This is a genomic window from Enterococcus sp. C76, from assembly GCF_040886985.1.
Lineage (GTDB): Bacteria > Bacillota > Bacilli > Lactobacillales > Enterococcaceae > Enterococcus_B > Enterococcus_B lactis.
In genome coordinates, this window is sequence record NZ_JBFOEY010000009.1 from 41,483 (window position 1) to 66,076 (window position 24,594).

Consider the following 24,594-nt stretch of genomic DNA (forward strand, 5'->3'; position numbering starts at 1 on the left):
AGAGAATAAGCTAAAAGCCTTGCAGGCTGAGGGCTTATCCTCTTTTTGACTAGTCTACGTAATACATGATTGCAAACGCGTCTTTCCCAGTATGCGTAGCGATAACCGGATTCGTATGCAGTACAGGGATATGCATATCAGGAAACAATTCTTGCAGACCTTCTTTGAATTCTTGTGCCAATTCTTTTGCATCCGCATGTGAGATGCCGATTTGCCGCACATTTGGCAATTCTTTCAGTTCGTTTTTCAAATTATTGAACCATTTGTCAAACGTTTTCTTTCCTCGCCCCTTCGTTACAGGAATCAATTCAGAGTGGGCGAAATTCATCACCACGCGTATGTTCAAAACACTAGACAGTAAACCAGTCGTTCGGCTGATTCTTCCACCTTTTACCAAGTTGTCTAGTGTGGAAATTCCGATGTATAATTTTGTATGATCTTGTACTTTTTTGACTTCTTCAAGGATTTCCTCTACTGATTTACCTTCTTTTGCTAATTCAGCTGCTCGAATTACCTGAAACGATAAACCTTGGTCAGTGGTATCACTGTCGATAACCGTTACTTTCGTTTTTGTTAAATTACTAGCTTGTCTTGCTGCTTCTACTGTTCCGCTCAAGCCTTTTGTCATGTGGATCGAAATCACTTCACTGCCGTCTTCTCCTAACTCATCATACATTGAGATGAATTCTCCAATCGGTGGTTGGCTGGTTTTTGGCAGATTTTTTGCTTTCGCCATCATTTCCATAAATCTTTCACCGTCTAATTGGTCATCATCCGGATATACTGTTCCGTCGATCATGATGGATAGCGGCATGACACGAATGCCTAAAGCGTCGCGTATGTTTTTTTCCATCGTACATGAAGAATCTGTTACGATTTTTACGTTTGTCATTATTTTCTCTCTCTTTCTTTAACAAGATGCCTTATTCATGTTAAACTACATGTAAGACAATTTCTATTTTTAGTATAACAGACAAATAATGATTTTTCATTAATTACACCTAGTAAAGGAGCCGTTTTCATGGAAAAAACGAAATTTAATCGAACGTATGAAATATTAAATGAAGTGTTTAATGCAATCACCCATGGAATTGGGACTGGATTGAGTATCGCAGGACTAGTGATTCTTTTGATAAAGGGTGTCCACTTGCATTCCTCTCTCCATATTGTCTCTTATGCTATCTATGGATCGATGATGATTCTTTTATTTTTAACGTCTACGTTGTTTCATTCATTGATTTTTACAAAAGCAAAAAAGGTGTTCCAAGTATTCGATCATAGTTCGATTTTTCTTTTGATTGCAGGAAGTTATACTCCTTTTTGTTTGCTGAGTATCCGAGGATGGCTAGGTTGGACTTTATTTGTATTGATCTGGTTGTTTGCGATTCTTGGCATTATATATAAAGCGTTGACGTTGCATAAACGCGAGAGAGTATCAAAAGTATCTACGATCATCTATATTTTTATGGGGTGGCTCTGTGTCGTGGCTGCTGTTCCTCTTTATCATTCTCTTGGAATGACTGGTGTTATTTTGATGGTGGCAGGCGGCCTTTCTTACACGATAGGCGCATTCTTTTATAGTTTGAATTCTATCCGCTATATGCATGTTGTTTGGCATTTGTTTGTTATGTTAGGTGCAGGTTTTATGTACTTCTCTGTTTTATTCTTTACTTAATAAAAAAGCTATTGATGGGTCAGCTCTAATAAAAGCTGTTCCATCAATAGTTTTTTTTATCGTCTATTCGCCTGTCCCTTTTTTTAAAGGATTCTCATTACGCTGATAGGTTTCAAATTGATGCGGGTAACGATTTTTTTCATCTATTTCTCCTTGACTCGTATTGATCAATGACCAATCAGACCAGTCAACAGGTGGAAAATAAGCATCTCCATCAAATATATGATGGATGACTGTCCGGTATAATATCGTACAAAATGGTAGAAATTCTTGATAAACAGCTGAACCTCCGGCGATGAAAAAAATACCGTCTGTTTCTTTTTCCAAGGCAAGCACTTCTTCTACACTATGCATAACATGCACGCCTTCTGCTGTATAGGAAGGATCTCTAGTCAAAACAATCGTTTGACGATTCGGCAACGGACGGCTGCCCATCCCTTCGAAAGTTTTACGTCCCATCACTAATGTATTTGCTTCTGTCATTTGTTTAAAGAATTTCAGATCATTTGGCAAATGCCAAGGAAGACGGTCTTCTTTTCCAATCAATCCGTTTTCGTCCTGTGCCCAAATTGCAGCTAACATTTTCTCATCCTTTCTGATTTTAAACAGCGATAGGCGCTTTGATCGTTGGATGTGGGTCATATCCTTCTAACTGGATATCTTCCATCTCAAAATCAAATACTGACTGCTTTTCCTGATTCAAAGCTAAAGTTGGAAATGCGCGTACTTCTCGGCTTAATTGTTCTTTCATTTGTTCGATATGGTTGATATAAAGATGAGCATCTCCTAATGTATGAACAAATTCTCCCACCTCTAAACCTGTTTCATGTGCAATCAAGTGAGTCAGCAACGCATAACTTGCAATATTGAACGGAACACCTAGAAAGACATCCCCGCTACGTTGATACAATTGGCAGCTTAACCGTCCCTCTTGCACATAAAATTGAAACATCGTATGGCAAGGAGGCAAAGCCATGCTAGGAACATCTTCTGGATTCCATGCAGAGACAATCAATCTTCTAGAATCAGGTGTCTTTTTGATTGCTTCGATCACTTCTTTGATTTGATCGATAAAACCGCCGTCTTTTGTCTCCCAATGCCGCCATTGATAACCGTAGATGTGACCAAGATCACCGTATTTCTCAGCAAAGGAATCATCTGTTAGGATCTTTTCGCAAAAAAGTTTGCTCTGCTTTTTGTATTCTTCATTGAATTCAGGATCTGCCAAACTTCTATGTCCAAAATCAGTCATATCTGGTCCGTTATAATCTGTACTTTTGATATAGCGTTCAAATGCCCACTCATCCCAAATATGGTTTTTATTTTGTAATAGATAGCGGATGTTCGTATCTCCTTTTAAAAACCAAAGCAGTTCGCTTTTGATCAAGCCAAAAGGTACTCGTTTCGTTGTTAACAAAGGAAACCCATTTTGCAGATCAAACCGCATTTGGTACCCGAATAAACTTAACGTGCCCGTGCCCGTTCTGTCTTCTTTACGATGTCCTTCTTCCAACAATTTTCTTCCTAAGTCAAGATACGCTTGTTCCATCCCTTTTCCTCCTAATCTTCTGCCCATTCACTCAAATATTCCCAACGTGCCATTTTTTCTTCAAGTTGTGCTTCTGTCTCAGATACGTCGTTTTGCAATTCCTGTAACCGAGTGAAATCATCTCCTTGATGATTCATCTCTTCTTGGAGCAATGAGATTTTTTCTTCAAGTTCTGCAATATCCTCTTCAATCGTTTCCCATTCTTTTTGCTCCATATAAGATAATTTTTTCTTTCCAGCAGGTTCCTTGCTCTGTGTTTTTGGCTTCACTTTTTCAGCAGGCTGCTGGAGTTCTTTTTGCTTCAGCAAATAACTGGACATGTTTCCATAATAAAGTTCTTGTTTTCCGTTTCCTTGGAATACCAATAGCTTATCTGCTACCTTATCCAAGAAATAACGGTCATGGGAAACAGTGATCACAGCACCTGGGAAACTTCTGAAATAGTCTTCCAAAATCGTCAATGTTGCTATGTCCAAATCATTGGTCGGTTCATCCAATAATAACACATTGGGTTGTTGGATCAGCAGTTTCAACAAAAACAATCGCCGTTTTTCTCCGCCTGAAAGTTTGCCAATCAGTGTCCCATGCATAAATCTCGGAAATAAAAATCGTTCAAGTAATTCTGCTACCCCGATTTGACTGCCATCAGCCGTTTTTGCTTCTTCAGCAGCTTCTTGCAAGTAAGCAATCATCCGTTTATCTGGTGCCATTTCTTCATTTTCTTGTGTATAATACGCAAGCCGAACCGTTTCACCGATAGAAATTGTACCGCTATCCAGAGGAATTCTGCCAGCTAGAATATTAAGCAATGTCGATTTCCCTGCCCCATTTTTACCAGTAATTCCTAGCCTTTCCCGAGATTGGATCAGCAAATCTAAATGTTCTAGCAGTGTTTGGTCATTTATACGGTAACTGCCATCTTTGATTTCCAGTACTTTTTTTCCTAAACGTTGTGTCGCTAGATTCAATTCTAAGTCATCTTCTTGGTTTACTTGATATAAATTCTCCTTTAGATCTTCGAAACGGTTGATTCGTGCTTGCTGCTTGGTACCGCGAGCCTGCACTCCTGCCCTCATCCATGCTAGTTCTTGCTTATAAAGCCGCTTGCGCTTTTCTTCTTGTTCTACTTCTACACGATCACGTTCTGCTTTTTCTAAGACGTAAGCTTCATAATTTCCTTTGTACTCGTATAATTTCCCAAATGAAAGTTCGAAGATCCGGTTTGCTACTCTATCTAGAAAATACCGATCGTGGGTAACCATCAGTAGGGCGCCACGGTATTGTTTCAAATAGTTTTCCAACCACTCGATCGCTTGATAATCCAAATGGTTTGTTGGCTCGTCTAGTAATAGTAAATCGGGTTCATCAATCAGCACTTGAGCTAAACTAACTCGTTTTTTCTGTCCACCCGATAGCGTATTTATTTTTTTATCTAATTCACTGATTCCTAATTTTTGCAAAATAATCTTCGCATTGGTATCTGTGGTCCAAGCATCTTCTTTATTCATTTGTTCTTCTGCTTTAGCATAACGTTTTTGCACATTAGGGTCTTCTCCATTTTCCCCAAGTTCGATCAATGCTTCCTCATATGCTCGAACAGTTTGGATCAAGGGACTGTTTCCCTGAAAGACTGCTTGGAGAACAGTTAGTTCATCAGAAAATTCAGCTGCTTGAGAAAGATAACCTATACGGTAATCAGTTGGATAAAACACTGTTTGCCGATCGCCATCGCCGCTATCGATACCAGCAATAATATTTAAGAGACTTGTTTTACCCGTCCCGTTCGTCCCAATCAACCCGATACGGTCTTTTTCGTGGATCAAAAAAGAAATCTGGTCAAACAAATCTTTTTCACCATAAGTTTTTTTGAGGTCAGTTACTTTTAATTCTTTCAACGTGTTCCCTCCTTATCTTGGATATTGTATCATAAAAATAGTGAACTTCAGGAAAATTTTTTTCGAATTTGTTCTTTTTGTGTTCCAAAAAAAGAACAGGACCGATCCGATCCTGTTCTGACATGTTTTGTTTTTATCGTTCTTGAAAATCTATTTTTTTATTTCGTTGCGCTCGATTTTTTTGACTTTGCTCGAAACGCAAATCGGAAAGAAAAGTTATCTGACGGTTTGTTCATCGTATAAGATTCTAACAAATTGATATTCCTACGGTAGCTATTCGCAGAAAACGTCGTGATTTTCTCAGCAACTTCGTATTCATCAATGATTTTTCTTTCAAGATAATAACCTCTCAGCATTTTTTTCGTAAACAGGCTATCTTGCTGGATCATCCACGAAGAAATCAAATTCCCCGAGCTCATTTTTATTCCCTCAAGTTTACGTTGCTGGATAAAAAATTGAAGCATCGTTTCATCATAAATATCAGTCAAGTTATCTAAACTTTCAATAATCAATTGGGTATTTTTTTGATATGTCTCCCTGATTTCTTGGATATCTTCATCACTAATAAATGTCTGACGATCCGCATACCTTCTTTGCCAAAACATTTTGGGGTGGAGAACGATTCGCATCAACCTACGGACAACAATGAACCAAAAGCCGATAAAAGATAAAAATTGACTGGTGATCGAATGTTCGAACCGGGAAAGAAAACGGGAATAAAAGCGATAACCATTAGAAGAAAGTTTACCCGAACGATAACTTTCATCTAATCCGTCGCGTTCGATCGACAAAATCAGCGCTTGTATTTCTTGTACTTCTTGCTTTTCATCATCGGTTAAATCTTCCAAGTACAAATCACGTATCCGTTCCTGGTAATTTTCTATCACTGCTTCAGTGGCTAAAAATTCTTTTGTATCACGATCAATTTCCTTTATTTCTTTTCGCAAAACTTCAACGACCTCTTCTAAGATCATCAAAGCATTCAAATCCGTGCTTTTCGCTTCCTCTGTTTCCGTCAGCATAGGCAAGACAATGATCCCTATGACCAAAGTCACTAAGATGACACCGGCCGTCAGAAACAAAAGTAAAGATCGCTGGTAAAACATCATATTATTGATCGAAAAGGGCAAAATAAAGATCGTAGCCAAACTGACTGTTCCCTTTACACCGCCAAATGTCAAAATCAAGATCTCGTTCAACTGTTTTTTGAACTTTTTACTGCCATCTTTGAATACATAAAAAAGACTGATGGAAATGAATCTAATCACAAAAAGCATAATAGAGATCAATACGATAATTGCTAACAAAAGACCGTTTGGATATAAACCGTCGCCCCATACCGGCGAGAATACTTGTGTCAGTTCGATTCCTAAGAATATAAACACTAATGCATTCAGTGTAAAAGCAATAGTTGCCCATGTACTGTGGGACAAACTCGATAACTCTGCATCAAACACGGTGATTCTTCTAAAACCAGAAGCTTGGAGAATACCTGCTGCCACTGCAGCAATGATTCCAGATACATCAAATGCCTCTGCCAATACATAGGCTAGAAAGGGAAGCAAAAGTTCGATCAGCAGATACCCTGTGACATCTTGTGCCGATGCTTTTTCAATCAAATGGATTATTTTTTGTTTGAACCAGACAAGCAAAAAACCGATCAAAGCTCCACCAATACTGGAGACCACTAAACTCATCCCAGCATTTACTGCGGAAAAAGAACCGGTGATCAGCGCACCAAGAGCAAACTGGAAGGCAGTAACACCAGATGCGTCATTCAACAGGCCTTCTCCTTCTAAAATATGCATTGCTTTCTTAGGGATATTCACCCGTCCAGAAAGCGAACTGACTGCTACCGCATCTGTCGGACCTAACGCTGCTCCAAAAGCAAAGCAGGCAGCAAGAGGGACACTTGGCAACAGGAATGACAACGTCGCACCTACGCCGACAAGGGTCAAAATGACTCCGCCAAATGCCAAGAACAGAATCGTCCCGAAATTTTTGAGAATCGAAGAAATATCTGCTTTTTCTCCTTCTCTAAATAATAATGGTGCAATGATCATAACCAAGAACAATTCAGGTTCAAAATCAACTGATTGTCCCCACTCTGTCAGACCTAATACCACTCCAAGGAAAATTTGGATCAGTGGAGCTGGGATCATTGGCAAAATGCGGCTAGCTATGTTCGATAAGGTGATCGTTACTGCAAATACAATAACTAACTCAGCAAATTCCATCGTCCATCCCCTTTATTTTTTATTTTGTGTAAGCATTTTTAAAAATTGTTCTTTTTTCTTTAAAATTTTGGTTTCAACTACTTCAACTTGTGTTTGATTTCCCTCTAATTCACACTGTACACGTTTTGACTCCAAACGAAGCAGATCATGTTTCAGACGTTCCAACTGACGATACATCAATATATTTCTTTTACGCAACTTACAAAGTATTTGACGGCGGTCATCCATCGAAAGGGCGCCATAGCGATCATGCAACAGTTTTTTTTGTTGTTCAAAACTTTCTCTCATTTTCTAGATCTCCTATACACAAACTTCCATCATTATAGCAAAGTTCTCTTTGAATGAAAAATATTTCATTGTTTCATCGTTTATTGCTAGTTAGAAATTTCCATAAATTTTTCAACGCCTCATTCTATTCCAAATAGTCACAGATATCAAGTAAAACTTAAGAAAGATAAAAGTTTCTAACAAAAATAATATCCGTTTTTTTATCATATCCTCCTTGTTCCTTTGTCATAACAAAAAAAAGACTGTGACAAAAATCTTGTCACAGCCCCTTATTCTGAATAAATGGTGTTCTAGAGACAGCCTATCAGCCATAAGGCACGATGTTGTAAAATATGAGAAGCTATTTTTCAACATCACTTCTTATCGCTCCTGCGGTTACTCGTCGCAATTTTTTTGTTAGAGTTTTCATCATCGCTCAAGGCTGAATGTCTCTTTCACAACCTCATTTTTTGCGTAAAATCAATTTATTCGAAAAATTCTCCGTATACATCTTCTACACGTTGGTCTGGGTTGATTACGATGTACAAGTTACCTGTTTTTTCGCTGATTTTTGTAGATTGGTATTGGTTGTCTAATCCTTCTGTTCCTTTATCTAGATATGGGAAGTATACAAGATCAGGTGTTCCATTGCGATAAAGGATTTCCATTCGTTCGATATCTTCGTATTTCAATGCACGATTAAACATGCCCATTTCCAGTCCACCTAAGTTGATATCATGTGTCGCAACTGCGTCCCCTTCATGGAAGATTTCGATTTTAAATCCGGCACATGGATGGATTTCAACAAATTCACTGCCGTTGATCCGTCCAAAACTTGTTGTGATTTGTTTGATCCAAAGATCGCCGATGTGGCGGCGGTTAATCGTCCATGTTTCTCCATTTCTAAAATAAAATTTTAGCGCTGTCATTTCTTTACTCATTAAAAAGACTCCTTTATGATGTAATTTATTCTTGTACTTCCTCAGTTTAGCACAAATTTATGTAAGTGGTCACATTTTATGTTTTTTCTTCTAATGACGTATCTGCCCAGTTTAAGTAGCTAGCCAAGCTGAGCAGATACAGTCTAGCTTTTTTTAAATCAATTTTTCTTTCGATAAAAAATCCAAAACCTGTTTTTTATCATTTTCTATTCTTTGTTCTACGACAGCTTTTTCAGCTGATTGCAAAGCTTCACTAACCCACTTGCCAGGTTTTTTTCCACTTTCTTCCAGCAAGATTTTACCATCTACAGCTAATTCGCTTAATGACTTGATAGGTAAACGATCATAGGATTCTTCTACGACATCCATCTGTGGTGTTTCATCAAAATAAGTCATCAATTCTTCTACTTGCAATGCATGCTCTTTGCCTAAGAAGTATAATTCAAACGGTTCTAAAACTCCAGTTTTTCGTTGACGCAGTCCTTGAACAAGTGCTTGGACATCCTTGATCATTTGATTGGAACACTTCCACGATTTCAAAAAGGAGCGGATTTCATTTTCTTTTAGATCCAGTTGACTGATTAATAATGTCCATGCTTGACTCTCTTCTTTCAATGGAACGGAAGGTAATTCAGCAAAACGTAAAAGTGCTTCACCTTCTTCTCTCAAACCAGGGCAGCAAATATAACATTCTGTTTCAATGAATGCATGGATTCCTGCAGACCGTTCATTTCCCAAAAGCATCTTGATGAATTCCACATTTATACGTTCTACAGATATTTTGCTTAATAGCTCGTGGTTTTCTTTGATGGCGTAGAAGGTTTCTTCCTCTAATTTGAATCCTAATTGACTGACAAAACGCAACCCGCGCATCATTCGCAAGGCGTCTTCATGGAACCGCTCATGAGGATTGCCTACAGCTCGCAAGATTTGTTCTTCTAAATCTTGCAGGCCATCGAACAAATCGATGATTTCGCCGTCTTCTTTCAAAGCAAAGGCATTGATTGTGAAATCTCTTCGTTTTAAGTCTTCTTCCAACGAACGAACGAATTCTACATGATCTGGTCTGCGGTAGTCTTGATAAGTTGATTCCGTCCGAAATGTGGTGATTTCATATTGTTCATCGTTTTCTAATACCAATACAGTCCCGTGTTCGATCCCGATATCTATCGTTTTTGGAAAAAGCTGTTTGATTTCTTCTGGAAATGCGCTTGTTGCGATATCCACATCATGGATCGGCTGGTTCAGCAAGATATCACGAACACTTCCACCTACAAAATAAGCTTCATATCCTGCATTTTCTAATTTTTTCAGAACTGGAATTGCCTTTTGGTATTCCAGAGGTAATTGTTTTAATTTCATTTTTCCAACCTTTCCTGTGTGTTTCTTGTACTGAGATAAGTACTCAGTTGCATGATGCCTGATTGATACGTCCGTTTTAGCGGCTTCAAAGCACAAACCACTTCATCTTTTTTACTTGTCCTTCCGTTCAAAGCGGTTATAGTCTCTGTGATTGAATTTTTCCATATTTTTTTCAAAAACATCAGTTAAGTCGATATTCAATGAATTAGCCATGATCATCGTAACGAATAAAACATCTCCAAGTTCTTCTGCTACCGAGTTATCTGGTTCCGAAGCTTTTTTGCTTTTTTCTCCATAAGTGTGGTTGACTTCTCTGGCCAATTCACCTACTTCTTCCGTTAATCGAGCCAGCTGAGCTAATGGAGAGAAATACCCGACCTTGAATTGTTGGATATATTCATCTACTTCTTGCTGCATACTGTATAAAGAACGTTTTTCATCCATCTTTTTCCCTCCAAAACTATCTTACCAAAACTTTAACGCAAATCCTAGATAAGAGCAATTGAGAAAATCGAATTTCCATGCTACATTTAGGAAGGAATTTCTAAATGTAGATTCTGTGAAAATACATAATTGAAAGCTGGGATTCATATGGCTACACGGAAAACAGTAAAAGAAGTACTTTTTATTATTATAGGAACGAGTATTTACGCATTTGGACTTGTTTATTTGAACATCGCTAATCACTTAGCAGAAGGGGGCGTCTCAGGGATCACCTTGATCTTGAGAGCTTTATTCGGAATTGATCCAGCTTATACGACTTTATTAATCAATATCCCGTTGATTTTACTAGGGGGAAAGATCCTCGGAAAACGTTCTTTAGCCTACACTGTTCTAGGTACACTCTCTTTGTCATTCTTTTTATGGATCTGGCAACGGGTTCCGCTAGAAATCAATTTACAGCATGATCTACTGATCGTTTCTCTACTTGCGGGTTTGGTTGCAGGGGTAGGAAGCGGGATCGTCTATCGGATGGGTGGAACAACAGGCGGAAGCGATATTATCGCTCGGATTTTAGAACAAAATTACGGCATCTCCATGGGGCGTTCTCTATTGGCATTCGATATCATCGTCTTGCTTGCTTCCTTAACCTATATCGACTTGAAACGCATGATGTATACATTGATCGTTTCCTATGTTTTCAGTCGCGTAATTGATTCAATCTTGGATGGTGGGTATTCTGCAAAAGGTCTGCTTGTCGTCTCCAACAAAAGCGAAGAAATTGCACCGCTGCTGATGACCGGTCTGCAAAGAGGTGTCACCTTCCTCTCTGGCGAAGGCGCATTCTCTGGAAATTCAAAAAAGATCATCTACATGGTCGTTAGTTCTAGTGAATTAACGGAAGCCAAGAGAATTGTCCACGAGATTGACGAAAAAGCTTTTCTGTCGATTATTAATGTGCATGAAGTTGAAGGGCAAGGGTTTACCTATTTGAAGCCACAAACAAGATTACTGAAAAAACGATAAAAAAGACGAGGGGTAGCTGTGAGGAAAGATTCCAAATCCAGCTGCCCCTTGTCTTTTTTGGTATGATTCATTTTTAGCTAATTATTATGTTCGCTTACTCGATTATTTTTCTTTTGCGTCTGCAAAAGGATTTTTCGGTTGACTTCATCAGACAATTTCAAAAATGCATCCCTGTCTCCATCTTCTAGCGCTTGATCGATTTGAGCATAAAGCATATTTAGTTTTGCTGCTTCTTCTTTTTCTTGAAAATATCGCTCGATCAATTCAGTATCTTCTTCACTGACAGAAGCATCCCAAGAAGAAAATGGATTATCTTCTAAGATCGATAGATATTCTCTTGTCTGCCAAGCATTCTCAAATAGACATTCCACATATAAGGGTTTCTTCCAATTCAATCGGATCTCATGAAAAATCTGATCTGTATCCGTAAATTCTTTTCCCTGCAAAAACAATTTCATTGGTTCCCCTTCAACAGATAGATCACTGATTTGCAGACCTCGATCCGCAAAATTTGCCCCTTCTACAAAGTGGACATTACTTAAAATCGCTTCATGATTGGCAAGATAATTCAAGATCCAAAAAACTTCTCTTCGGCTAAAAGATACATGATTGACCATCCACGTTAAAAAATTCTTCTTTTCCCGTACATCAATTAGCATTTTTCTCACCTCTCTGTTAGATCATCTAATAATGACAGTGCCTCCATATCTCCTGGTTCAAGTTTTAAATAATGAGTCAATAATTCTTGCGCTCTTTTTAGCTGTCCTTCTTCTCTTAAGAAAAAGGCATATTCTTTCAAGAAATCTGGTTCATGAGATAGTTCATGATAAGCTTGTTCATAGTGTACAGCTGCAACGATGAAGTCTTCTAATTCATTATAAGCATGCGCTAGATTCCATTCCGCATACGGATTAGCAGTTTCTTCCATCTGATTGATCACTTGTATCACATCTTCATATCTTTCATCATCCAAGTAAAGATTGCTTAAAGTAAGTAATGTTTCATCTTGTTTATCTCCTACTTCTAAAGCTTTCAGCAAGAGTTCCTCTGCTCGCTGTTTGTCGTGGAGACGAAAAGCATTTTCAGAGGCTAGATGATAAAGTTCAACTTGGTAAGGATTTTCTTTGATTCCTTCTTCTAACACTGTTTGCGCTTCTTCAACCATTTCTTCTTCTTGAAGAGCTTGTCCTAGATATAGATATAACGATTGATAATGCGGATTGACTTCTCGAAGTTCTTCCAGATAGTTGATTGCCTGCTGATTTTCTTTTAATTGGAGATTCGTAAAGGCTAGCTGGAACAGTCGATCATCTGTCTTTTCTTCTTTCAATGCTTCTTCTAAAGGTGCGATAGCTGCTTCAAATTCACCTTGCATGCTTAAGGATTGCCCTAAACGTTCTTGCATCGAGATTCCTGACATCTCGTTTATCCCACTTGCCAACAATGTTTCATAAATCACTGCTGCCTCTTTGAAACGATCGACTGAAAAATACAATTCAGCTAGTGCAAACTGGATCAATGGTTCATCCGGTAGCAACCCTGCCGCTTCTTTCAATTTTGCTTCACTTACTTCAGGAATCCCGATGACTTGGTACAAATCAGCTATCGCCAATAAGCTTTGCGGATAGTAATCACTTTCCTTATCCACTTTTTCCAAGTATTCAAAAGCTAGGTCGATCTCATTGTCTTCGATTGCAATTTCTGCTAGGGGGATGTTTAGTCCGTCATTTTCTGGATATTGGTTGATCAATTGTTCAAAAATCTGTTTTGCTTCGATCAAAAAGCCAATAGCTAGCAATTCTTCCCCTAGTTCAGCTAATATATCTGCTGGATCTTCTTTTAATGCTTTTTCTAAAAAGAGTTGTGCTTGTGCCAGATCTTCATCTGATAAAGCTTGCAACATTTTTTCGCTATTTGTATTCATTTCAATTCCCTCTTATCTCGCTGACGATTTGTTGAAATACCGTCATTGTTCTCAACAATTCTTTTTCGTTTGGTCGTTGGTATCCGTCTATTATACCTATTTTTTCTAAAACAAGTATTTTTTTGCTTTTTTCTGCCAAGAAAAGGACTTTTTCCAAATACTCCATCTTTGAAATCTGTTCTAACCATTGGATAGGATAGCCAAGCAGGTCTAGCCATACAAAAAAATTTTTTAGTTGGAAATCAAAAGGATAGGCTTGGAGATTCCACACGAAATGAAACATCATCCCTAAAAATTTTTTCATACTAGCAGAAAGCAAGTGCCCATTTTCAGTCAGATAAAAAGCTTGTTCAAACAGTTTACCATAATTTGACAGATTTTCTGCCTCTAATTGATAAAAATAAATCATTTCTTCGATCATCCCGGCAAATGGCCGGGTCGTTAATTGCTTTTTATTTGGATAGTTTTTATACAAATTTTGTAAAAAACGGTGATCACAAATCATTCCGCAACAGATAAAAGTCAAAAAGTCAATCTGTTTTCCGTCCACTTGCCGCTCGCTGATCGTTTGATCATAAACGATGCGTTCTGGCATGTTGATGGTTTGCAGCACGACACGATTCGGTAGCTGCAAAATCGTTCGCTGTGGAGTTAATGCTCGGCTCAGCGAACGGATCGACACAGGAATCAGCCAAAGTGATGAATCAAGGATTGTATGTTTTTGAAAAAAACCTGCCAGATCCATGATCCCTTCATTTCCAAATCCGATAACAAACATGGATTGATTTTCGGGATAGCGTTTGGTGAAATCAAGCAAATTCTTCAATTCTGTTAAATGATTACATTGAGTATTGGCACAAATGTACCAGTCATTATTTGCCTGATTTGCAAATAATGGGTTAATCTTATCTGCAAACAAATCATAATAACGCTGATTTGTTAAAAACAAGATGGGTTGATCGATTGAAAGTGCTCTTAGTTGACTGACAAGCGTTTCTCCGTAGAACACTTTCGTCAATGCTTCTTCTACTTGATAATCAAGTTCCATGCGCATCCCTCCTCTTCTTATTTTTATTTTACCATTAGTAAGCAAAATCTAGAAAAGATAAGGGCAAAGTCCACCTCTTAACTTGGAAATAAATAAAAATTAAATAAAATACATGTGTTTTTTATGTATGACATGCGGATTCGAAATTTTTGTCTCTTAATTGACTTTTTCTGCTAGGAAATAAAAAGAAAAGCACTTGTAGCCCTAGAGCCACAAGCGCTTTTTTACTGTCTTATTTAACAGCGTCTTTTAATGCTTTACCTGGTTTGAATGCAGGTACTTTGCTAGCTGGAATTTCGATTTCTTCACCAGTTTGTGGGTTGCGACCTTTGCGAGCTGCGCGTTCGCGAACTTCAAAGTTACCAAAACCGATTAATTGAACTTTTTCGCCGTTAGCTAAAGCATCTTGAATAGTTGAAAATACAGCATCTACTGCTGCAGTTGCATCTTTTTTAGTTAAATCAGTAGCTGAAGCAACTTTTTCGATTAATTCTGCTTTGTTTGCCATGGATAGATTCACCTCCTCCACAAGAGATATGATAGAAATATCATTTAGTTAAAACTTTCTGAGTGGTCCAGAAGTTTAAAAAGAAATATTGATTAACTTCAATATTCTGTTATCACGATATCATATGAACCGCTTAATAGCAAGGTTTTTACCAATTTTCATATGCTTTTTTTAGTCATAGAAACGTAACAAACAAAACTGTCTTTTTCTTTTGAAAAAAAAACGTTGATATGGTAAAATGCCTATTTTCTTCTACGAGGGATGATTCGAATGGATGTCCCTTCAAAAGTAAATGCTTTTCTGATTTGATTTTCTAAGAAACGCTCATAAGAAAAGTGCATCAATTCCTCTTCATTGACAAAAACAACAAATGTAGGCGGTTTGACAGCAACTTGTGTAGCATAAAAAATCTTCAGCCGTTTTCCTTTATCTGTCGGTGTTGGATTGATGGCTACAGCATCCATAATGATATCATTCAAAACAGCAGAAGAGATACGAAGATTCTGGTTCATACTTACTTGTTCGATCATTTCAGGAAGACGTTCCAACCGTTGTTTAGTCACTGCAGAAACAAAGACGATCGGTGCGTAATCTAAATATCGGAATTCATCACGGATCTCTTGTTCGAAATCACGCATCGTATTGGTTTCTTTCTTCACAAGATCCCATTTATTCACAACGATAATGACACCACGCCCAGCTTCATGAGCGTAACCCGCTACTCGCTTGTCTTGTTCTCGAATCCCTTCTTCCGCGTTCAGTACCATCAAAACGATGTCAGAACGGTCGATCGCACGCATCGCACGCATCACGCTGTATTTCTCAGTATTTTCATATACTTTTCCGCGTTTACGCATGCCGGCTGTATCGATCATCAAGAATTTCTGTCCACTTTCAGAAACAAAGTGAGTATCGATTGCATCCCTTGTCGTTCCTTCAATATCCGAAACAATCACACGTTCTTCTCCTAAAATCGCGTTGATCAAAGAAGATTTACCAACATTTGGGCGACCAATCAAACTAAACTTGATTGTGTCGTCATCCTCTTCTTCAGTCTCTTCAGAGAAATACTTCACTGCTTCATCTAAAATATCGCCAATTCCTAGTCCGTGGCTTCCTGAAACAGGATAAGGATCGCCTAGTCCTAAAGAATAAAATTCATAGATATCATTTCTCATTTCCGGATTATCTACTTTATTGACTGCTAAAATCACTGGTTTATTACTTCTGTATAAAATTTTCGCAACCATCTCATCTGCGTCTGTCACGCCTTCGCGTCCGCTGACGACACAGATGATCACATCTGCTTCTTCAATCGCGATTTCTGCTTGATGTTTGATCTGATCCATAAAAGGTTCATCACCAAGATCAATTCCGCCTGTGTCGATCACGCTAAATTCTCGACCTAACCATTCGCCTTTTGCATAAATACGATCACGAGTTACTCCAGGAGTATCTTCGACAATCGAGATACGCTCACCAGCGATGCGGTTAAAAATCGTAGACTTACCGACGTTCGGGCGGCCAACGATTGCAATTGTTGGATTTGCCATATTATTTCCTCCTCACAAGTTTCCAATCTCACTTAGTTTAACGAATGCAATGCCAACTTTCAAGCATAGATTGTCAATTAAACGAAGTATTTTTATTCCTTAATGAAATACTCACCGCTTTTCAAAAGAAAAACTGAGACAAAAGCAGCTGCTTTCATCTCAGTCACAGATACAAAATCAATTATTTTTCAGAATCATCGGTTGCTTTTTCTTCTACTTCTTCTTTCAACGCATCCCCTAAAATGTCTCCCATAGTGAATCCAGTATTTTCTTCTGGTAATTCATAAGACTCCACATTTTTTGGTTCTTCTTCTGAAGCTGGTTTTTCTTCTAAAGCTTTGATGCTCAATGCAATACGATGTTCTTCTGGATGGATCTCCAGTACTTTCACTTTCACTTCGTCGCCTTCATGAAGTACTTCGTGAGGTGTGGCGATATGTTTATGTGAGATTTGAGAGATATGGACTAGTCCTTCTACTCCAGGGAATACTTCAACAAAGGCACCGAAACTTGTTAGACGTTTAACAGTTCCGTCCAATACTGCTCCAACTGGGGCTTTTGTATCGATTTCTGACCAAGGTCCAGGCTGTGTATCTTTGATTGACAAGGAAACACGTTCTTGTTCAGGGTTGATAGACAACACTTTGACGTTTACTTCGTCATTAACAGCTAACACATCACTTGGTTTTGCTACATGACTATGAGAAATCTCTGAGACATGGACTAGACCGTCAATTCCGCCTAGGTCGACAAATGCCCCGAAATCAGTAAGACGTGCGACACGTCCGCTGAGAACATCTCCCTCATGAATCGTTGAAAGGATTTCTTTTTTCTTTTCTTCTCTTTCATTTTCAACTACCGCTTTGTGCGATAAGATCAAACGATTTTCTGATGGTTCGATTTCAATGATTTTAAAGCTCAATGTTTTGCCTTTATAATCTGAAAAATCCGCAACAAAATGATCTTCCACCATTGATGCAGGGACAAAGCCACGCACACCGACGTCAACGACTAAACCGCCTTTGACAACATTTGTAACAGGTGCTTCAATTACCTTGCCGTCTTGGAAATCTCTTTCAATGTCTTCCCAAACTTTTTTAGCATCTAAACGGCGTTTTGAAAGAAGATAGCTGCCGTTTTCTTTATCTTTGCCAATCGTACTGATAACGACTAAGTCTAATACATCGCCGACTTTCACTACTTCGTTGATATCTTCTACTGGTAAAGTTGATAATTCTTTTGCCGGAACGACGCCTTCAACTCCGGCCCCTTCGATTCCGACAATTACTTGTTTGTCTTCGATAACCAAAACTTCGCCCTTAACAACATCGCCAACTTTTACTTCTTGGACGCTTTTCATTGCGTCTTCCATTGACTGGTTGTTCTCTTGATTTTGATCAAATTCTGTCATAACACTTGTCCTCCTAACCAACATTCTGCCGTAAGTACGGTACTGTTTTTAGTTTAATTGATTATTCAAAAAAAATAAAGCGATTTCGTTCGTTTTCCTTGAAAAAACAATTGTTTTTCAGTTTTTTTCTTCATTTAAAAAAGAAGATATCCCTTTTCTAAAACGACGGCTTTTATCGCTGCAACGACTTCTGGAATGGATTTGCCGGTAGTATCGATACGAACAGCGTCCTCTGCTTGCTGCAGCGGAGAAACTTCCCTTGTTGAATCATAATGGTCTCTTGCCTGTATCTCTTTTGTTAGTGTTTCAAGATCAGTCGGAATCCCCTTTTCTTGGTTCTCTTTGAATCGTCTTTCTGCACGCTCACTTACGCTTGCTACTAAAAAGATTTTTACTTCTGCATTCGGCAATACAGCTGTCCCGATGTCTCTTCCGTCCATCACAACGCCACCGCGTTCGCCTATTTTCCGCTGGATAGCAACTAGTTCTTCTCTGACTTTCCCATGAGCAGAGACTTCTGAAACAGCTTTTGTGACATCTGGCTGACGGATTTCTAGTGTGACGTCTTTTGATGCTGTGAATACATGCTGCCCATCTTCTTGTTGTGAAAAAGAGATAGGATACTTTTTGATCAGTGAAACTAGTCCTTCCTCATCTGAAAAAGATACATTATTCGTAATAGCTAGATAAGTCACTGCGCGATACATGGCACCGGTATCCGTATAAATATAATTTAATTCTTTTGCTAAGATTTTGGCAACGGTGCTTTTTCCAGATGAAGCAGGTCCGTCGATCGCAATACTGATTTGTGTCATGATATAACTCCTTTTTCTCAAAAAAAAAGCCGCAAAGCGCGGCTATTATTATTTAATTCTTAGTTCTTGACCAGGGTAAAGCATAAAGTTGTTTGGATCTAAGCCATTCAATTCAAACAATTGGTCAGTGGTGATTCCTGCACGCTCAGCCACTTGTTTTGGACCTTCGCCTGCTTGAACAGTCGTTGTCGTACCGGCTACAGCTGAGGAAGAAGGTGTTGTTTCTGCTGCATTGCTGCTTGAATCCCCTGCTTGATAAGTTGTGTCACTTGAGGAAGAAGGTGTTGTCTCTGCTGCAATACTGCTTTCTGACGTTACCCCTGTATCTTGAGAAACAGTAGATTCTTCCGCCATTGTACTAGATTCTACTGTTGAAGTCTCAGTTGACTCCTCTTTTGTTGTACTTGTGGAACTTTCTACTACTGATGTCGAAGTTTCAGAAGAAGATGCTGCTGTTGCATTGTTGCTTGATCCGTTTCTGATCCAGAAATAAGCACCTGCTGGAATAGCGATACATAAGACTAGTAAAATCAAAAATAGCGAAAGAAATAATGTATTTCCTTTCTTTTGTTGTCTCTGAGAACTTCTTGATGAAACCTCATCATCTGTATCATAGATTGGTTGTTCCCATGGTTCTTGTGTTTCGTTATTTTCTGTAGATTGATGTCTATCTTTTCTGCTCACTGTTTTACCTCCTAAACTCTATCGTGTGTATTATACCATAGGAAAAAGTGTCTTGTCCTAAAAAATCAATGTTCCATGTTTTTTTTAAATAAATTTAGTAAAATCGATTCCCAATGAAGCGGTTCAGTCTTAGAAAAAGCCTTTTTCTTTGGTAGAAGTTCTACTTTTGCGCCATCAATATCACAACAATTCTGCGGCTTTTTGGAAAGTTCTTCCCCAAAATAAGCCAAGATGAATTTTCTGCGGCAGTCTTCTTCATGGATATAACGAAGCATCTGCTGCAGGCGGAATTCTTTTTCTTTTTCCTGACGTTTGAGCCGTTCCACCCAATTTTCTGGTTTTTCAGACTGCTGGATCAACTCCATCCATTTTTTTTGCAGCTCATCAAATGGCGCTTGCTCTGCTGCATATTCCAAATAAAGCTCAAAACTTTGTCGCTGTTCTCTAGAAAGTTGATTAAAGAAATAATGAATACGTTCATCTCCACTTTGATATAAAAGGATTGCTGCACTTTCTTCCTGATCTCTGCCTGCTCGACCGATTTCTTGTACATAGTTTTCCAGACTGTCTGGCAAATCGTAATGGATCACATAACGAATATCAGATTTATCGATCCCCATACCAAATGCGTTCGTAGCAATGAGAAACTGCAGCTGATTTTTTACAAACTGTTGCTGAAGCTGTCTTCTTTGAGCTGTGTCAAGGCCACCGTGATAATATCCAACTGAAAAGCGCTCCCTGAATAAATGATACAAACGTTCGACTTCTTTTTTTGTTGCACAATAAATAATTGCCGCACCATGTGCACTTTCCATGAATTGTTCAAGTTCTTGTTCTTTTTGCTGCGTTTTTCGAACAAAAAGCGAGATGTTTTGTCGATTGACTGATTGTCTAACCTCTTTTGTCTGTCGATCAAATAGCACCTGACGTATATCTTTCGCTACTAAATCTGTCGCTGTCGCGGTTAGAGCCAATGTGACCGGGTTTCCTAAATGCTCGCGGATTTTTCCTAACTGTTGATATTCTGGCCGAAAATCAACTCCCCATTGTGATACACAATGTGCCTCATCCACTACATATAGCGCTATATCCTGTTTTTTCAGCTGCTCTAAAAGAGAAGGGTTAGTCAACATTTCCGGACTCAAAAATAAAAATTTATATTGCGACAGATGACGGAGAACGTATCCTCTTTCAGCTCGCGAAAGCAAGCTATTGAAAGCAGCTACTCGTTTTTCCCCTCGTTTTTGCAGTTGTGTCACTTGATCTTCCATGAGAGAAAGTAGCGGTGACACGATGAGAACCATCCCATCCGTTAAATACCCTGTTAATTGATAGCACAGGCTTTTCCCCGTTCCTGTAGGCAAAATAGCGAGAGTATCTTCTCCATCAAGCAACGCCTGAATAATTTCTTCTTGGCCGGGTCGAAATGAATCGAATCCAAAATATTTTTTTAATTCATTTATTAACATTCTGTATCGCTTCCTTTCTCAATAGATAGATTTGATACAAACGAAATTCTCCATAATCTAATTGTCCATCTACATTCCATTCGCTGAAGCGCCACTCTCGCACGGAATCCTTATTTGGTTCCAATCGTTCGACCGTTTCTTGAGAGAGAACCCGCTCGTATGGAAAATCATCAAAAAACAAGGCCCACTCAATAAGATGATCTGTTACCGTCCCTTTTTTTAAATGACGGATTGCCATGATCTGGTCAATTGTCTGACCATTCATAAACATCTGCTTGGTGATCATCATGCTTTGATTGAAATTTTGCTGTAATAACGGATCAATCAACACATACCATAGCGAATCTGGCCGTTCTTCTATTTGTGCGAGCAAAAGATGGATACATCTGCTTTGTTGTAAATAAACAGCTGACTCATCATTGGTTTTTGCTAGCTGATACGGCAGAAGTCCTGTTTGATCATTTCCAGAGAATTGGTTAGCTAAAAAATTGGCTGCTCCTTCTGGTATCTCCGAAAACAGCTGCGCTAAACTTTCATACGCGCTATCAATCAAAATTCCACGTGGCAATCTGCTTCCACTAAGCCATTTTTTCAGTTGGAAAGTATAAAAAGGACTTGTCTCTGCTGGAAGATAATCTTGGTTCCCAGATGCCAGATTAGAAATCACTTGAACAGCAAATTTGATGAGCCGCCAACTAGTTTCCCCAGTTCGTCCATATCGGTCAAAACGCAAACCAGTATATTCTGTGTGAAGTTCAGACAACCTATCTGCTCCTGCAGACGTTAGTTTTGCTTCATTTTCATTTATTTCGATCCATCCTTGCTGTGCAAGTTTTTGCATAATCTGATAAAACTTGTCTTGCTTCAAATCTGGAAAACTGTTATGAGCAAATAAAAGTTCGTGAGTAAATCCGAAAATAAGTACTGAAGTCGTTCGTTTTCCCACAAGGAGCTGGTAAAGAGAGCTGACTCGCAGCTTGTTTCTTGATGAAAATAGCGATAAAATAAAAACAATCATATTATTCTCCTTAAGTTAGGATGGTTAGAAATGTCACTACTATGTAAACTTGTACCTGAACGCTGTATTGCATGCGGTCTTTGCCAAATCGAAGCGCCGGATATTTTCGATTATGATGAAGAAGGAATCGTTTTATTTGCCCAAGAACCAGAGGCTCATCAACAGTTCGTCATGCCGGAAGAAGAAGCGTATGTAAGAAAAGCGTATCAGAAGTGTCCAGTCCGGGCGATTTTATTAGAAAATAAAATGTAAGTCAAACTAAGCTTTAAAAATGGATACTAGATTTTCTAAACTTAAAGATAAGCCGGGATCTGTTTCTCCCGTTCCGTGAAATCCCGACTTATTTTGAAGGTTATATTTACTATCTATTTATTTGACTTGTTTTTTTCATAGACCCTATAGGTCCCATTTCGGTTATTTCAACTTTTTCAGCCAGTTTTCCAATGTATTGACAATCACAGTTTGCTGATCTGCGTTAGAAATTTCTGCTTCTCCATCTCCTTTTTGCTCACCATAGCTACCAAAACCTCCATGGTTCCCGCCGTTGATTGATACATACTCTGTTCTTTCTGGTAAGTACTGCTTGGCTTCTTCATAAGCTTTCTGATTCAATACTTTATCTTTAGTTGCTGTAATGGATAAAACTGGGACAGCTGATTCTTTCAATGTTCCTTTTTTATCGGGATAGCTTGCCATGAAGAATACCCCTTTTAAATGACTGTCTGAATGATTCTTATTCGCATATCGACTTGCCATGACACCGCCTAAAGAGTGACCACCGATCACATAATCGGAATCTGGAAAATCTTCTTTGATCTTATCCGCTTTGTTTCCACCTATCACTGCTAGATCAAGAGGCATTTTGACAATAGCAACTGAGTAGCCGTTTTTTGCTAAATCTTGCGCCCAAATACTATAACTTTCTGGTTCTACGAGAGCACCAGGATAAAAAATAAGTAATGGAGACTTTGCCTGATTCTTTTTCTCTCCTTCAAAAAACAAGTAATCTTCTTTGTTTCTTCCTTCTTTTACCACCTTTTGTGCTTCTGAAGATGGTTCGTACGTATTTTGCTGTATATAGTAATAACCGCCTCCGCCAAGTAATCCTAAAATAATGACTAAGCCAATTAGTATTCGTCTAAATATTTTCAATTTCTCCCACCTTTTCTATCTGAGTTTATACCTTCTTCTCAATCAAGTATGATTATACCTTAAAAAAAATAAGAGAAAAATGCAACCTTTCCAGCACCAAATAAAAAAGACGGAATATCCATTCGAATATCCGCCTTTTTTATATGATTGTTTTTTATTTAGCGCACAAACGATACACTGCTTCTGCATAAATTTCCATTGCTTTATACATACTGCTTAATTCCCATCGTTCATTTGCCTGATGCATGAAGTCAGGAGTATCAGGGAACATCGCACCGAATGCCACACACTGGTTCATCGTACGGGCAAACGTAGCGCCACCTGATACAAATGGTTCAGTCATGTCTCCAGTAATCTCGCGATATGTCCCCAATAGGTTTTTCACTAACTCACTGTCCAATGGCACGTATAATGAATCTAGGAAGTCAAACTCTTCATAAGACAACTCATATTTTTCTACTGTTTTAGTTAATTTAGCTACTAAATCCTCTTTTTTGAATGTCACAGGAATTCTCATATCTACACCGATTTTTGTTTGTTCTGGTGTGATTTCCAAACTTGCAAAGTTCATCGTTAACTCACCAGATTGTTCATCTTCTGTCTTGCCCACGACTGCTTCACCAGTTGCATTTTCTTGAACTAATTTTCCTAAGAAATTGATTGGGCCAAAATCGAATACTTCTGAAAGAGCGATTGCCAGACGAGAAATAGCATTCACTCCTTGTGCGGCATCTTTCGCGTGGATACTTTTACCAAGAACGACGATTCCTTCGCCTTGTTCTTCGAAATCGAATCCGTGTTTTTTCAATGCTTCTTTTACTTCATAAATCTTTTCACCAGAATAAGGAGCGGCATCAGGAACAACATTCAGCGCTCCGCCAGCTTTTACAGAAAAATCGTTCGTTCCAGGACCTGTCAAGTAAGCTTGTAGTAAGCCTTTTTCCGCATAAATTAAAGGGAATTCAGCGTCTGGCGCAAATCCTTGCGTAATGCCTTCTTCTTTCTCGTTATATTTTTCTAAACAACGCCACAAATTTTCTTCATCTGTACCAAAGATAAAACGAATACGTGTTTTGAATTCCACACCAGCGTCCATCAAAGCTTTTACAGCATACATTGCCGCAATGGAAGGACCTTTGTCATCTTGGGAGCCGCGACCAACTAACCAGCCGTCTTTTACGGTTGGATCGAATGGTTTCGTTTCCCAATTGTTTTCGTCGCCTGCCGGAACAACGTCCATATGACACAAGATACCGAATAATTCATCTCCTGAGCCAATCTCTGAATAACCGTAATAGCCTTCTGGATCTTTAAATGTTCTAAATCCTAGCTTTTCACTGATTTCCAATACTTTGTCCAAAGCTTCAATCACTTTTTTACCGAAGGGGTGTCCTTGCCCTGAATCTGCTTCATCTAGTACGGAAGGGATTCGGATCAATTCGCTCAATGATTCTAATGCTTGTTCATGATGTTGTTCTGTCACAAATTGTTTCATGATTTTAACCTCCTAATATGTTAAAAAGGGTTATGTCAAATGCCTCCGACACAACCTCTTCTTCTCTAATAATGACGTTTTAAGCCTGCTCCATCAGCAAGCAGAATGTTCTTAATGATGAAAG

The 24,594-nt window shown here is 38.7% G+C and carries 24 protein-coding genes; 3 read left to right on the forward strand and 21 right to left on the reverse strand.

What is annotated here, in order from left to right:
* Window positions 1-49: 49 nt before the first annotated feature.
* The gene (locus AB3I00_RS11540) at window positions 50-892 is read right to left on the reverse strand and encodes a DegV family protein (RefSeq protein ID WP_002290196.1); all 843 of its coding nucleotides are present in this window, start codon (window positions 890-892) and stop codon (window positions 50-52) included.
* Between the two features lie 129 nt (window positions 893-1,021).
* Between AB3I00_RS11540 and AB3I00_RS11545 the strand changes: the two genes are divergently transcribed.
* Entirely contained in the window at window positions 1,022-1,675 is a 654-nt protein-coding gene (locus AB3I00_RS11545; protein WP_086286099.1) for a hemolysin III family protein, read from the forward strand.
* A gap of 63 nt (window positions 1,676-1,738) precedes the next feature.
* Here the strand turns inward: AB3I00_RS11545 and AB3I00_RS11550 are convergent, their stop codons facing one another.
* From AB3I00_RS11550 to AB3I00_RS11585, 8 genes are all read right to left on the reverse strand, one after another.
* Entirely contained in the window at window positions 1,739-2,257 is a 519-nt protein-coding gene (locus tag AB3I00_RS11550) for a dihydrofolate reductase (protein ID WP_104870058.1), read from the reverse strand.
* Window positions 2,258-2,276: 19 nt separating this feature from the next.
* Window positions 2,277-3,224: a thymidylate synthase gene (locus tag AB3I00_RS11555; protein WP_368025255.1), complete on the reverse strand. Its 948-nt coding sequence runs from the start codon at window positions 3,222-3,224 to the stop codon at window positions 2,277-2,279.
* 11 nt (window positions 3,225-3,235) lie between these two features.
* Window positions 3,236-5,119: an ABC-F family ATP-binding cassette domain-containing protein gene (locus AB3I00_RS11560; RefSeq protein WP_002290190.1), complete on the reverse strand. Its 1,884-nt coding sequence runs from the start codon at window positions 5,117-5,119 to the stop codon at window positions 3,236-3,238.
* A 158-nt stretch (window positions 5,120-5,277) separates the two neighbouring features.
* Window positions 5,278-7,356 (reverse strand): cation:proton antiporter, encoded by a 2,079-nt coding sequence (locus AB3I00_RS11565; RefSeq protein ID WP_368025256.1) that lies wholly within the window; start codon window positions 7,354-7,356, stop codon window positions 5,278-5,280.
* A gap of 12 nt (window positions 7,357-7,368) precedes the next feature.
* On the reverse strand, window positions 7,369-7,644 hold the full coding sequence (locus AB3I00_RS11570; protein ID WP_002290188.1) for a hypothetical protein: 276 nt from the start codon (window positions 7,642-7,644) through the stop codon (window positions 7,369-7,371).
* Between the two features lie 464 nt (window positions 7,645-8,108).
* Complete coding sequence (locus AB3I00_RS11575) at window positions 8,109-8,564, reverse strand: hypothetical protein (protein WP_002290187.1); 456 nt, start codon at window positions 8,562-8,564, stop codon at window positions 8,109-8,111.
* A 153-nt stretch (window positions 8,565-8,717) separates the two neighbouring features.
* On the reverse strand, window positions 8,718-9,926 hold the full coding sequence (locus tag AB3I00_RS11580; protein ID WP_002342693.1) for a CCA tRNA nucleotidyltransferase: 1,209 nt from the start codon (window positions 9,924-9,926) through the stop codon (window positions 8,718-8,720).
* A gap of 111 nt (window positions 9,927-10,037) precedes the next feature.
* A complete protein-coding gene (locus AB3I00_RS11585; RefSeq protein WP_002315213.1) occupies window positions 10,038-10,370 on the reverse strand; it encodes a nucleotide pyrophosphohydrolase in 333 nt (110 codons plus the stop codon).
* A gap of 147 nt (window positions 10,371-10,517) precedes the next feature.
* Between AB3I00_RS11585 and AB3I00_RS11590 the strand changes: the two genes are divergently transcribed.
* Window positions 10,518-11,393, forward strand: a complete 876-nt coding sequence (locus AB3I00_RS11590; protein ID WP_002290183.1) for a YitT family protein — start codon at window positions 10,518-10,520, stop codon at window positions 11,391-11,393.
* A gap of 77 nt (window positions 11,394-11,470) precedes the next feature.
* Here the strand turns inward: AB3I00_RS11590 and AB3I00_RS11595 are convergent, their stop codons facing one another.
* The 10 genes from AB3I00_RS11595 to AB3I00_RS11640 form a co-directional block, all read right to left on the reverse strand.
* Complete coding sequence (locus tag AB3I00_RS11595) at window positions 11,471-12,052, reverse strand: ReoY family proteolytic degradation factor (protein ID WP_002335598.1); 582 nt, start codon at window positions 12,050-12,052, stop codon at window positions 11,471-11,473.
* Window positions 12,053-12,057: 5 nt separating this feature from the next.
* The gene (locus AB3I00_RS11600; protein ID WP_070770708.1) at window positions 12,058-13,317 is read right to left on the reverse strand and encodes a tetratricopeptide repeat protein; all 1,260 of its coding nucleotides are present in this window, start codon (window positions 13,315-13,317) and stop codon (window positions 12,058-12,060) included.
* A 1-nt stretch (window position 13,318) separates the two neighbouring features.
* Window positions 13,319-14,365 carry a hypothetical protein gene (locus tag AB3I00_RS11605; protein WP_002309590.1) on the reverse strand — a complete coding sequence of 349 codons (1,047 nt, stop codon included), beginning with the start codon at window positions 14,363-14,365 and terminating at the stop codon, window positions 13,319-13,321.
* Between the two features lie 232 nt (window positions 14,366-14,597).
* Complete coding sequence (locus AB3I00_RS11610) at window positions 14,598-14,873, reverse strand: HU family DNA-binding protein (protein WP_002290178.1); 276 nt, start codon at window positions 14,871-14,873, stop codon at window positions 14,598-14,600.
* 242 nt (window positions 14,874-15,115) lie between these two features.
* Complete coding sequence (gene der, locus AB3I00_RS11615; protein ID WP_002290177.1) at window positions 15,116-16,426, reverse strand: ribosome biogenesis GTPase Der; 1,311 nt, start codon at window positions 16,424-16,426, stop codon at window positions 15,116-15,118.
* A gap of 181 nt (window positions 16,427-16,607) precedes the next feature.
* Window positions 16,608-17,837: a 30S ribosomal protein S1 gene (gene rpsA / locus AB3I00_RS11620; RefSeq protein ID WP_002290176.1), complete on the reverse strand. Its 1,230-nt coding sequence runs from the start codon at window positions 17,835-17,837 to the stop codon at window positions 16,608-16,610.
* A 134-nt stretch (window positions 17,838-17,971) separates the two neighbouring features.
* A complete protein-coding gene (cmk, locus tag AB3I00_RS11625; protein WP_002309595.1) occupies window positions 17,972-18,652 on the reverse strand; it encodes a (d)CMP kinase in 681 nt (226 codons plus the stop codon).
* Between the two features lie 48 nt (window positions 18,653-18,700).
* A complete protein-coding gene (locus AB3I00_RS11630) occupies window positions 18,701-19,336 on the reverse strand; it encodes an SAG1386/EF1546 family surface-associated protein (protein ID WP_002315217.1) in 636 nt (211 codons plus the stop codon).
* A 65-nt stretch (window positions 19,337-19,401) separates the two neighbouring features.
* Complete coding sequence (locus tag AB3I00_RS11635) at window positions 19,402-20,805, reverse strand: ATP-dependent DNA helicase RecQ (RefSeq protein WP_070770707.1); 1,404 nt, start codon at window positions 20,803-20,805, stop codon at window positions 19,402-19,404.
* Window positions 20,792-21,823 (reverse strand): helix-turn-helix domain-containing protein, encoded by a 1,032-nt coding sequence (locus tag AB3I00_RS11640; RefSeq protein WP_070770726.1) that lies wholly within the window; start codon window positions 21,821-21,823, stop codon window positions 20,792-20,794. Before AB3I00_RS11640 ends, AB3I00_RS11635 begins: the two co-directional genes overlap by 14 nt.
* A 30-nt stretch (window positions 21,824-21,853) precedes the next feature.
* Here AB3I00_RS11640 and AB3I00_RS11645 point away from each other — a divergent pair, with 30 nt between their 5' ends.
* Complete coding sequence (locus AB3I00_RS11645; protein ID WP_002290171.1) at window positions 21,854-22,075, forward strand: ferredoxin; 222 nt, start codon at window positions 21,854-21,856, stop codon at window positions 22,073-22,075.
* Window positions 22,076-22,237: 162 nt separating this feature from the next.
* Here AB3I00_RS11645 and AB3I00_RS11650 read toward each other — a convergent pair whose 3' ends face one another.
* Window positions 22,238-22,975, reverse strand: a complete 738-nt coding sequence (locus tag AB3I00_RS11650) for an alpha/beta hydrolase (RefSeq protein WP_002329099.1) — start codon at window positions 22,973-22,975, stop codon at window positions 22,238-22,240.
* A 154-nt stretch (window positions 22,976-23,129) separates the two neighbouring features.
* Window positions 23,130-24,470: a M20 family metallopeptidase gene (locus tag AB3I00_RS11655; protein ID WP_368025257.1), complete on the reverse strand. Its 1,341-nt coding sequence runs from the start codon at window positions 24,468-24,470 to the stop codon at window positions 23,130-23,132.
* Window positions 24,471-24,594: the final 124 nt, after the last annotated feature.

Excerpts from the sequence above, each read along its gene's own strand:
- AB3I00_RS11610 (WP_002290178.1), bottom strand. The coding sequence starts at position 14,873 with ATGGCAAACAAAGCAGAATTAATCGAAAAAGTTGCTTCAGCTACTGAT.
- AB3I00_RS11590 (WP_002290183.1), top strand. The coding sequence starts at position 10,518 with ATGGCTACACGGAAAACAGTAAAAGAAGTACTTTTTATTATTATAGGA.
- der (WP_002290177.1), bottom strand. The coding sequence starts at position 16,426 with ATGGCAAATCCAACAATTGCAATCGTTGGCCGCCCGAACGTCGGTAAG.
- cmk (WP_002309595.1), bottom strand. The coding sequence starts at position 18,652 with ATGACACAAATCAGTATTGCGATCGACGGACCTGCTTCATCTGGAAAA.
- AB3I00_RS11635 (WP_070770707.1), bottom strand. The coding sequence starts at position 20,805 with ATGTTAATAAATGAATTAAAAAAATATTTTGGATTCGATTCATTTCGA.
- AB3I00_RS11655 (WP_368025257.1), bottom strand. The coding sequence starts at position 24,470 with ATGAAACAATTTGTGACAGAACAACATCATGAACAAGCATTAGAATCA.
- AB3I00_RS11570 (WP_002290188.1), bottom strand. The coding sequence starts at position 7,644 with ATGAGAGAAAGTTTTGAACAACAAAAAAAACTGTTGCATGATCGCTAT.
- rpsA (WP_002290176.1), bottom strand. The coding sequence starts at position 17,837 with ATGACAGAATTTGATCAAAATCAAGAGAACAACCAGTCAATGGAAGAC.
- AB3I00_RS11555 (WP_368025255.1), bottom strand. The coding sequence starts at position 3,224 with ATGGAACAAGCGTATCTTGACTTAGGAAGAAAATTGTTGGAAGAAGGA.
- AB3I00_RS11600 (WP_070770708.1), bottom strand. The coding sequence starts at position 13,317 with ATGAATACAAATAGCGAAAAAATGTTGCAAGCTTTATCAGATGAAGAT.
- AB3I00_RS11605 (WP_002309590.1), bottom strand. The coding sequence starts at position 14,365 with ATGGAACTTGATTATCAAGTAGAAGAAGCATTGACGAAAGTGTTCTAC.
- AB3I00_RS11575 (WP_002290187.1), bottom strand. The coding sequence starts at position 8,564 with ATGAGTAAAGAAATGACAGCGCTAAAATTTTATTTTAGAAATGGAGAA.
- AB3I00_RS11640 (WP_070770726.1), bottom strand. The coding sequence starts at position 21,823 with ATGATTGTTTTTATTTTATCGCTATTTTCATCAAGAAACAAGCTGCGA.
- AB3I00_RS11545 (WP_086286099.1), top strand. The coding sequence starts at position 1,022 with ATGGAAAAAACGAAATTTAATCGAACGTATGAAATATTAAATGAAGTG.
- AB3I00_RS11645 (WP_002290171.1), top strand. The coding sequence starts at position 21,854 with ATGTCACTACTATGTAAACTTGTACCTGAACGCTGTATTGCATGCGGT.
- AB3I00_RS11585 (WP_002315213.1), bottom strand. The coding sequence starts at position 10,370 with ATGGATGAAAAACGTTCTTTATACAGTATGCAGCAAGAAGTAGATGAA.
- AB3I00_RS11565 (WP_368025256.1), bottom strand. The coding sequence starts at position 7,356 with ATGGAATTTGCTGAGTTAGTTATTGTATTTGCAGTAACGATCACCTTA.
- AB3I00_RS11550 (WP_104870058.1), bottom strand. The coding sequence starts at position 2,257 with ATGTTAGCTGCAATTTGGGCACAGGACGAAAACGGATTGATTGGAAAA.
- AB3I00_RS11580 (WP_002342693.1), bottom strand. The coding sequence starts at position 9,926 with ATGAAATTAAAACAATTACCTCTGGAATACCAAAAGGCAATTCCAGTT.
- AB3I00_RS11595 (WP_002335598.1), bottom strand. The coding sequence starts at position 12,052 with ATGCTAATTGATGTACGGGAAAAGAAGAATTTTTTAACGTGGATGGTC.
- AB3I00_RS11540 (WP_002290196.1), bottom strand. The coding sequence starts at position 892 with ATGACAAACGTAAAAATCGTAACAGATTCTTCATGTACGATGGAAAAA.